The organism is Pseudomonas sp. PDM19 (assembly GCF_014852215.1).
GTDB lineage: Bacteria > Pseudomonadota > Gammaproteobacteria > Pseudomonadales > Pseudomonadaceae > Pseudomonas.
The window spans coordinates 1-447 of sequence record NZ_JACVBG010000014.1; the positions used below are offsets into that span (position 1 = coordinate 1).

A 447-nucleotide genomic window follows, 5' to 3' on the forward strand; every position below is an offset into this window, starting at 1 on the left:
TGCTGGATAGCCTGCGCGCCGAATGGAAAATCCAGCTCCCTGCCGCAGGTGAACAAAAGGCCCGCAACTGGTATCGCCTGGATGGCCTGCTCAATGACGCTACCGGCAACCTCATCGACGGCTGGGTTTGCGAAGAAGTGGGCGTCACCCCGTGGGTCAGTCCCTGGGCCTGGGAAGGCTACGACATCATCGTCAACGTCAATCCCCTCGAAGAGGGCATGGCCTACTTCAAGCAATTGCACTCCGACCTCGGGCTCCAGGCCATGGCCGACCGCTGGGACAAAGGCCCCGACAACAAGCTTACGGCCGCCAAGATAAAGAGAGCCCTGGAAATCCCCGCCCGCGCGCAGTCCATCGCGCAACTGGTCATCCAGTATGAAAGCGAATGGCGCTACACCGCGAAAAGAATGGAGCCGCTGGACAAACTGCTGGGCCACACCCGCACCG

The 447-nt window shown here is 61.1% G+C and carries 1 pseudogene; it reads left to right on the top strand.

What is annotated here, in order from left to right:
* Positions 1-447 (top strand): annotated as a pseudogene (locus tag IB273_RS31285) (hypothetical protein); the annotation flags it as partial.